This window comes from Verrucomicrobium sp. BvORR034 (assembly GCF_000739635.1).
In the GTDB taxonomy this organism is placed as follows: domain Bacteria; phylum Verrucomicrobiota; class Verrucomicrobiia; order Verrucomicrobiales; family Verrucomicrobiaceae; genus Verrucomicrobium.
The window spans coordinates 1-8724 of record NZ_BATQ01000108.1 but is presented as its reverse complement, the minus strand read 5'-3'; the positions used below and the strand labels follow the sequence as shown (position 1 = coordinate 8724).

At 59.4% G+C, this 8724-nt stretch carries 2 protein-coding genes and 1 pseudogene; all 3 read left to right on the top strand.

Annotated elements, in window-relative coordinates; translation table 11 throughout:
- A pseudogene (locus BV034_RS18120) lies at nt 1-1914 on the top strand (hypothetical protein); the annotation flags it as partial.
- Nucleotides 1915-1945: 31 nt separating this feature from the next.
- The gene (locus BV034_RS18115; protein ID WP_050028405.1) at nt 1946-3556 is read left to right on the top strand and encodes a hypothetical protein; all 1611 of its coding nucleotides are present in this window, start codon (nt 1946-1948) and stop codon (nt 3554-3556) included.
- Between the two features lie 40 nt (nt 3557-3596).
- Nucleotides 3597-8724, top strand: a 5128-nt coding sequence (locus tag BV034_RS18110) for a hypothetical protein (RefSeq protein WP_081887902.1), incomplete at its 3' end; no start/stop codon positions are given.

Genomic DNA, 8724 nt, shown 5'->3' with positions numbered 1-8724 from the left:
GATGAAACGGGCTACATCGTCGAGCGAGCGACGTCGACCGGAGCAGCAAACTGGATTGCGAGTTCCACACTCTCGCCAGATGCCGCCTCGTATGAAGATTCGCAAGGCCTGCAGGGGAACACCACCTATTACTATCGGGTCAAGGCCTTAAATGGATCGGGAGAGTCCTACTCCAGCGTGGTTTCCGGGACCACGACAGATTATCCCATGGCAAACAAGTCACCTGATGGCATAGGCTTGTTCAGTTTCAACATAGGGCTGAATTTCAGCGCTGCCGTCCATGATGCCGTGACCACCTATGATGGAACCGATGTGGATGCAGCCAAAGACGGTGATCTGGCTCTCTCCAGTACCGGCCAGTTTTGGTTGATCCGTCACACCCCAACCACACCTTCCGGAGCGCCCTCGTTGGACGAGGTTGACGTCTATCTGAAGGACGGCAGTGGGAACTGGAACTATCAAGCAACGCTAGAGCCCCCCTTGAGCGCTGGCTCAAGCTCAGGCTTTGGTACATCTGTGGTTGCCTATGGATCGAAGATCTTTATTGGTGCTCCCGGAGGACTCAATTCTAGTGCGGTCGCCAGCGGCGTGGTCTATGTTTATGAACTGACTGGTTCCACCTTGTCTCTAGTTCAGACCTTGGAGCCGCCAACGGGCTCGTCAGGAGACGAGTTCGGTTTTTCAATCGCTGTGGATGGGGCAAAGCTGATCGTCGGTGCACCTGGATGCGATAGCGTAGATGCTACCCCACTGGTCGATGCCGGGGCGGCTTTCCTCTACGAATTTGGCACTTCATGGACCCTCCTGCGCGCGGAGCGTGGACAGACTTCAGAGGCTGGCGTTCGGTTTGGGTTCTCGGTCGCGGTGCGCAATCGCATCCTGGCAATTGGAGCACCTTATGAAGATGTCACGTTCAATGTGAGCAGCGGTACTTACCCACTGGCAGACGCAGGGACGGCATATTTGGGACTTTGGAGTCGGCCCAATGAACTCGCCCGCTATACCAACCTCTACTGGTTCTTTCCTGAGGTGGTGGCCAAGATAGAAGGTCTTGAGGGAGCTCACTTTGGCTGGTCCGTCGCCATCAGTGACATGATGCGGGTCGCCGTGGGCATGCCTGACTCTTCATGGGTGCTGGCAGATAGCATGACAGGATGGGATGCAGGATTGGTCATGGTGTTCCACTGGCATGGAGTCATTGATACTGGCAAACAGTTCGTGGTGGATGTGTTTTCCCATGAAGACGTCGTGGCGGGCAACCGGTTTGGGGAATACATCGAAGCTGGCGGTGGTGGGATGGACTTTGGGACGCAAACCGCATTGCGAGTCAACAACGCGCCCGTGCATTTCTTCTCGGCAGAATCCCTCTTGGTTCAACCGGGCACGTTAGTGGGCGGGGTGGAACAGCCTTGGACGGTGGGGGACTTCTTTGGCATGGACCCCGATGACGATCCACTGACGTATGATGCTCCTTTCATCGGAGATGCTCCTGGGGATCACTTCCAGATGGTGGGGCCCGTGTCGTTTGCCACCCGGAGCACGCTCTCCCAGGTGATCGACGGTCTGCATCCGGCCTGGTTCAGCGTCAGCGATGATCGTGGCGGCTCTTTCATGGTGAAGTCCTCCGTCGAGATTTCCGGAGGAGCGGCAGACACGGATGGCGACGGTTTGCCTGATTGGTGGGAGATGCAGCAATTTGGTTCCCTGGATCAGGCGGGAACGGGCGATCTCGATGGTGACGGGTACGCCAACATTGCGGAATATGTAAGTGGATCGGATCCAAATGTGTGGACCGGCGAAGATGGCGACGGGGATGGTGTGCCCGACGCCCTGGAGATTGTGGTGGGCACGAACCCGGAATGGAAAGACCATCCGATGGTGCAATTGACGGCGACTGCATTCTCCGCCCCCTGATCCGGAACTTTGATCCCCCTAACTAAACTGCATGGAGACTCTGTTTCAACGCGGTGCCGCGATTCTCGTGACTGTCGTGGGTACTGCATTTTGTGCCAGTCCGGCTTTCGGGCAGGAATTGCCGCAGCCGTCCAATGTGCCGGACCTGCACAGCCGGGGCGGCAGGCTCGACTACCCCCGGACTCCGGGGCGCATTCCTTACAAAAACCAGGCATCCAGTGTAGACTGGCGTACGGTTGAACTTCAAACGTTGGGAAACTGGCGTCCGAAACGGAAGGTGACGGAGAAGGAGGTCGCCAAAATAGGGCGAAAAGGGCTGGTGGCGGCCAATGGCTACTTTCAGGCGACCCGCTACCGGGACCGGTGGTGGCTCGTGGATCCGGAGGGAAAGCTGTTCCTAAGTGCGGGGGTGAACACATTTCGGCCTGCCATCCTTGCCAAGCAGGAGCAAAGCTATCGGAACCACTTCACCGACGAAGTTGACTGGGCCAACAAGGAAAGCGCGAGGTTGAAGGGGTGGGGATTCAACACCGCAGGCTGCTGGAGTCAGGCGGAGATCCTGCGGACGCATGACACCGGACTCGCGTACACCTTGATCAAGTGGCCGGGATGGGAGGCCCAGGTGGGCCCCCTCACGGCCTTCAGCATTGAGAAGGGGTTGGGCAAGACGGGGACGGGGAATCGCCGCTACAAGTTCGGCATCATGCCGGTGTTCCATCCGGAGTTTGCCGCCTTTGTGGAGAAGCATGCCGAGGGATTGAAGCGTTATGCCGGGGACAGAAGGTTGTTGGGTTATTTCCTGGATAATGAACTGCCGCATCCAGAACTGGATGGCTACCTCTCGGCCTCCCCGGACGAGCCGGGTCACGTTGGCGCCCGGCAAGCGGCCCTCGACTGGCTAAAGGCGAGGGGGAAAAGCCCCGCCACGGCCAACTCCGCGGACCGGGATGCCTGGGCAGGGTATGTTATCTCAGTCTATTGTGAAAAGGTAGTGCCCGCGATGAGGAAGCATGATCCTCACCACTTGATCCTCGGGCCCCGTCTCTATGCGCGGTCATTACGGTCGCCGGAGTCGCTGGCTGCCGTGGGGCGGTATTGTGATGTAGTCTCGGTTCATCCCTACGGCTGGGTGGTTCCACGACTAGATGCCTATGATGAGTGGTCGCAGTGGTCAGGTCGGCCGGTGCTGGTTTCAGAGTGGTATGCCAAAGCGGCGGACACGCCATTTCGCAACACGGGTGGGGCGGGCATTCTCGTGCCGAGGCAGGAGCATCGGGGTCAGTATTACCAGAGCTTTGTGATGCAGGCTCTCGCCTCTCGCTCGTGTGTAGGGTGGCATTGGCACCGCTATCAGGACAATGACCCTGAGGGGGGGGAACTGATGGCCTCTAATCGTGGCGAGAACAAAGGCCTTGTAGATGCCAGCTTCAATGCCTACGGACCGTGCGTTGCACAAATGCAGCAGCTCAACGGGCAGATGTATCGCATTGCTCTGAGCCACCTCGCGCCCGAGCCCTTTGTTTTCCCGTGGCGGGCTGTGTTTGTCACGCTCCTCTTTGCTGCGGCCCTGGTGGCAGTAGTGCTGCTCCTGATGCGTGGTGTGAAGGGGGCACGACGGTATGAACCCCAGCCAGTCGGCTGAAGCGGGAATAATTGACTCATGTGTTTCTAAAGCCAATTCCATGAAGATAACCCCCATCATCCCGATCCTGTCTCTGGTGGTGTTGTTGCTGACGGGTGTCAGCACCGTACATGCCCAATCCGTGGAACTTCTGCTCAAGGCGGTGCAGGAGCGTAAGGTGGCTCTGGTCCAGCGGGACACCATTTCGGCAGATCTCAAGCGGCAGGCGGACACGGAGGCTTCGGGCAATACGTCGACGCCCACCAATCCCATCGAGACCAGCGAACTCATTCAATGGGGACACAGTTTAGATCCCTATCCCACTGCGCAGCAGATTGAAGGTTTGGGGATGCTTCAACTCCTGGAGGTGCTCAACAAGGCCTCGCGAGAGGTAGACCAGATGAAGGGGGAGTACGTCAATTTCGATTTGCAGGGTTCGATTTTAGTAGATGAGAATGAATCCCTGAATGGTCTGCCTTCTGTCGGAGACTTTACGCAGGACAATTTTCGCAGTCAGATCCTCAAGCTGGCGTCTCTGGTCGAGCAGTTGCGGGTGCTCAACTGGCCCATGGTCTATCAAGCCAAGACCCTGAATTCAAAGGTGCATAAGACTTACGATCCTGAGTCACCGCCCCCTGCCCCTGCCTTTAATCCCGCCATTCCCTTCGTTGAGAATGGAGGAAGCGAAGCTGAGTACTACATTGATACAGACATGCCCTGGGTGGAGAGGACGGCCACCGTCTTTCGCTGGGATGGCGGAGGCGGAGGCTACACTACGAGTGTCGATGCGAAATCAATAGTAGGTGCCTTGACTGCTGTACGGAGTGTCGTTGCTCCGGAGACAACTCAGACCTGTCAGATTGGCAATGGTCGGCTCGTGTTCCTGAAGCGCATGCTCCAGGATCCGTATTACTTCGTGGACAAGGTTTATCCTGGCAATGAGGCTGCCCTTCCTTTCAACCACTGGAAGCGGGTGAAGTCTGAGGAGGACTCCTTTGAGGTCGGCACCTTTGCTGCCTACGGCACCACAACCTCCTCCCTCGGAGCTCTGTCGACAGCAGAGTCCGCCGTTCGCCTGGAATGGGGGATTCCCGCGTTGAGTTGGTCTGGGGAATGGCAACATGAATCCGGCTATCGGTTTTTCCGATTCTCGGATTCGCCGGATTCCCACTACGAGGGTGGCGGAGGAAATAGTTACAATTTCCCCGATTCCTTCAGTATCTCTTTGCGCTGCGTGTGCGCGCCCACTTTTACGCCGATGGAGGGCGCTGCCACTCGCGCGTTGATGGCGAGTGGCGCTGGATCTGGCACGGTGGCCACTCCCGTTGACCGGGACCTCGTGCGCATCGATCTGGGACGTGGCCTCAAAGACCGGTTTCAGCGTGCTTTCCTCGGATCCCGACTAGATGGATTCGGGAACCCTGTGCTTACAGGTAGTGCCAATGCCTTCAGGATCCTGTACAAGACCGAGCCCGATGACTTCCCGGCTTGCCTCGTGGAGGACAAGTTCGCTTACGACCGGGAGAATGAGGAATTCACGGCGGAGCAGACGGAGCAAACGGGCTGGTATACGAAGGCAGAATACATCTCAGCCTGGTACAAGCCTAGGGTCAGCCAGATCTATGGCAGTGACATTGTGGTCGAGATCGTTCACGGCAACGACTACAGCAAGACGCTCAACTTTTATTGGGCCAGCGAGGTGCCAGTGCCCGCGGACAATGTCACGGAACCTCCACCGATCACCGCGACCGCCTTTAAGTCGGTGGTGTTAAAGAATGCGACGGTGTCGGGTGCCGCCTTCCCGACGGCGGCGAACAAACTTCGGGTGCAGGACGGCACCCTCCACAGCGAGGTGGAGAAGTCCAGTTCATCGCTCTATGTCGTAAGGACAGGCAGCAGCCCTGGAGGCGCCGACTTTCACACTCGAACTATCGAAGTGCTGGGGCCTCAAGTGATAAAGGAAACCCTGCAGGAGGATACCGTGTCCACCGTGGTACAGACGGAGTACTACACCTGGATGGTGGATGAATCACCCCAGGCTTATTTTGACCGGTTCAAGCCGGTGCCGGTTCCCACGAAAGTGACCCAGGGGACGCGTGAGGTGGTTTATACCGCAGATGCCTACGCCGCACCCATGGGGCCTTATGGTTATCCCCACTACAGCACGGCCTATCGTCCCATGCTGAGAAGCGCCACCTATAGCGGCACGGGTTGGGACATGAACGGCGCCGAGACGCTCTGGACGGCGGAAGGAGCTCTGCAATCTCTCACGCGCACCGTTCAGGGCAAGGAAATAGAGCAGTCCTACGCATGGAGCGGCCGGATCTGCACCATCGAGTACAAGCTCGACACGAACACCTACCGGACAGACACGGTGGAGCATTCAGACACCTTGGATGAGGAAACCGTCACCACGGCAGGTTCAATCACCACTTTGAAGTACGATGTGCCGTCCGGAACCGCGCCATGGACCTTGAAGCGGGTCGAGTCTCCTGGCGGGTATGTGGCAACCTACAACATCACCCCTGGGGTCGAATCCACGGTGATCCAGAAGCTGGAGGGCTGGGGCAGCGGATACGACGCGGGCGCTCAGACTCTGACCACGCTCAACCGCGGCGGCGGGCTCGTGAGCGAGGTGACCAACACCCTGTCTGGTGGGGTGGTGCTGTCATCATGGACCGGGTCGGAGCATGAGCCCTGGGGCGCTCCGCACAAGGTCACCGGGCTCAGGAATGAGGTTCAAGAGTACAACTGGGTCACTACTGGCCAGCACGCCGGTCAGCCCCTGACCACGAAAACCCCGTCGAACATCACCAGCGGCGTTACCGGGTATGATATTCTCGGCCGCCCCTCGGCCATGAACACGGGGTTTGCGACGTACACCCCGTCTTATACCAATGCTCTGAGGTTGGAAGTCCAGACGCCTGACGGAAAGATCACCAGCAACATCAACGAATTCGGCGACGCCCTGGACTTCAAGGATGAGCGGGGCCCGGGCCTGGAGCTCGGCCTGCAGCCCAACGCTGGCTACAAGAAGGTGGATGGCCGCCAGGTGGATGTGGACATCAATGCGGTGGGGGAAGTGCTCGGCGTGAAGAGTGGACTGGGGGCCCGTGGCGCACGTTCTGAGATCAGTGCTGAACTGCCCCCTGGAGGATCGCAACGACTCCTCTGCAGCACAACCTATGCACGCACCCAGACGGACGCCGACGCCTATCCCATCAAGAGCTACTATGATGGGAAAGGGCGTCTGGTCGCTCGCCTGACACCCAATGCAAACTGGTCCGGTGGGACGCTGGGGGGAACCAATTCGGTGACGGAATCCTGGGTGTACAATGACGCTGGGCGGAGTGTCACTTACTCTCCCGGCCCCGGGCCGGTGCTCAAGGCCCGCACCCAGACGCTGACCAACACCGCAGACAGTGTCATCATGACGGTGACTGAAGGCGGTGTTCCGCTTTCGCGTACCACGCGCAAGGCAGAGAGCGGCAAACTGGTGGTGAGCGAGGAGATCAATGACGACAGCGGTGGTGGTGGCGCGTTCTGGACCCAGATTTCTCGCACGGAAACCACTCCCTCCACCGGAGTCACCATCTCCCAGCCTTGGGATCTGACCGCAGCGAAGGTTACCAGCACCACGTCCGTGCCGGCGGCAACAGCCACAACGGTGGCCAATGGTGGGGGTACGGACGATAGCCAGTCCGTCACGTATACCAATGGCCGCGTCTCACGCATTGTAGGGCGTCGGGCCGGGACGGAATTCGATCTGAACAACTGGGTCTACCAAAATGAGCGTCTGACTTCAGTCGGAGGGAGCATCGGCGGTCGCAGCATGGGCCTGGAGATCAATGCCAAGGGGCAGGTCAGCCGGGTCTTTGGCCCGGGCTTTGACAAGGCGTACGTGCTCTCAGGTCTCTCGGGGTTTGAATTCACGGAATCTGATTCGGTGCAAGGCACCACCAAGGTCGTGAAAGCAAGTGCAGTGGGGGACGGCACGGAGGTCAGCGGGGACGTCAGTGAGCCCAAGAATGCCTCCACGACGGACTTGGCCAACGGGCAGACCCAGACTCAGGTCAACAGCAACCTGACCGTCACCCAGGCGTTGACCGGGGCCGTCAAGAACAAGGTGTACACGGGCGGCTCCATGTCGTCGACGACCAACACCTTCTCCCCGGAAAACCTGTTGCAGACCAGCAGCACAGGTGATGAGGGCGTGGAGAACGACTTCAGCCAGTACGGTTCAGGCAACAAGATCTCCAGCTACTATGAGGGTGCTGGCACGGTTGAGACGGAGTTCTACCACACGGGGCCGCGCAAGAGCGTCTCGGCCCCCAATGACGAACGTTATTTCACCAGTCTGCGGGGCATCGGCTCCACCGTGGTGCATGGTGCGGGCAGTGTCTGGCCCGGGGGCTCGACCGCCTATTCCCAGGACAACAAAGGCAACCGCTCCGGGACGACGGTGGCGGTCGCAGGCAGTGGCGGCTACTCGGAAACCCGCTCGGTCAATCCTTCCGGGTTGCCCTACATCGTCAGTTCGGGCAGCTTCAGTGCGACCTACGGCTACAACAACACCACCGGTGAACTGGAGACGATCACCCGGGGCATTCTCACCACCACGGTGGGACGGGATGCCTTGGGGCGTATCACGGGGTACAGCACGGCGAACAGTTCCGGCCAGAGCTATGCCTATGGCAGCGGCTACAATGCCCGCAACCTGCGCACCTCGCGCACGGCCAGCCATGGCGTTTCATGGACAGGACTGGAGTACGACAGCCGGAGCCAACTGACGGACGCGCACCTGAGCGACGGAACCGTGCTCGACTTTGCGTATGACAGCCGAAACAACCGCGACAGCGGGGGCGGGCCGGTGACCTTCAGCAACAACGGGGTGGATCAGGTCACAGGGCGGGTGATCGCGCAGCGGGGATACGGGGTGCGCGGCCGGGTGGCGCCCGGAAGTGTGGTGCGGGTGTTTCATCCGCAGGCCGGTGCGGAGGGGGAGGAAATTACGGCCGATGCCACGACGGGAGTTTATGCCGCGTACTGGACGGCCTCGGGGTCCTTTGGCTCCGGCGTGACCCGCGTAGAACTGCTTGTGCGGGGCACCTTGGCGGGGGCGGGGACTGGCGGGACGGATGCGGTGGCCGACCAGAAGATCTGGGCAGTGCTGCCCGCCAGCTCGGAGA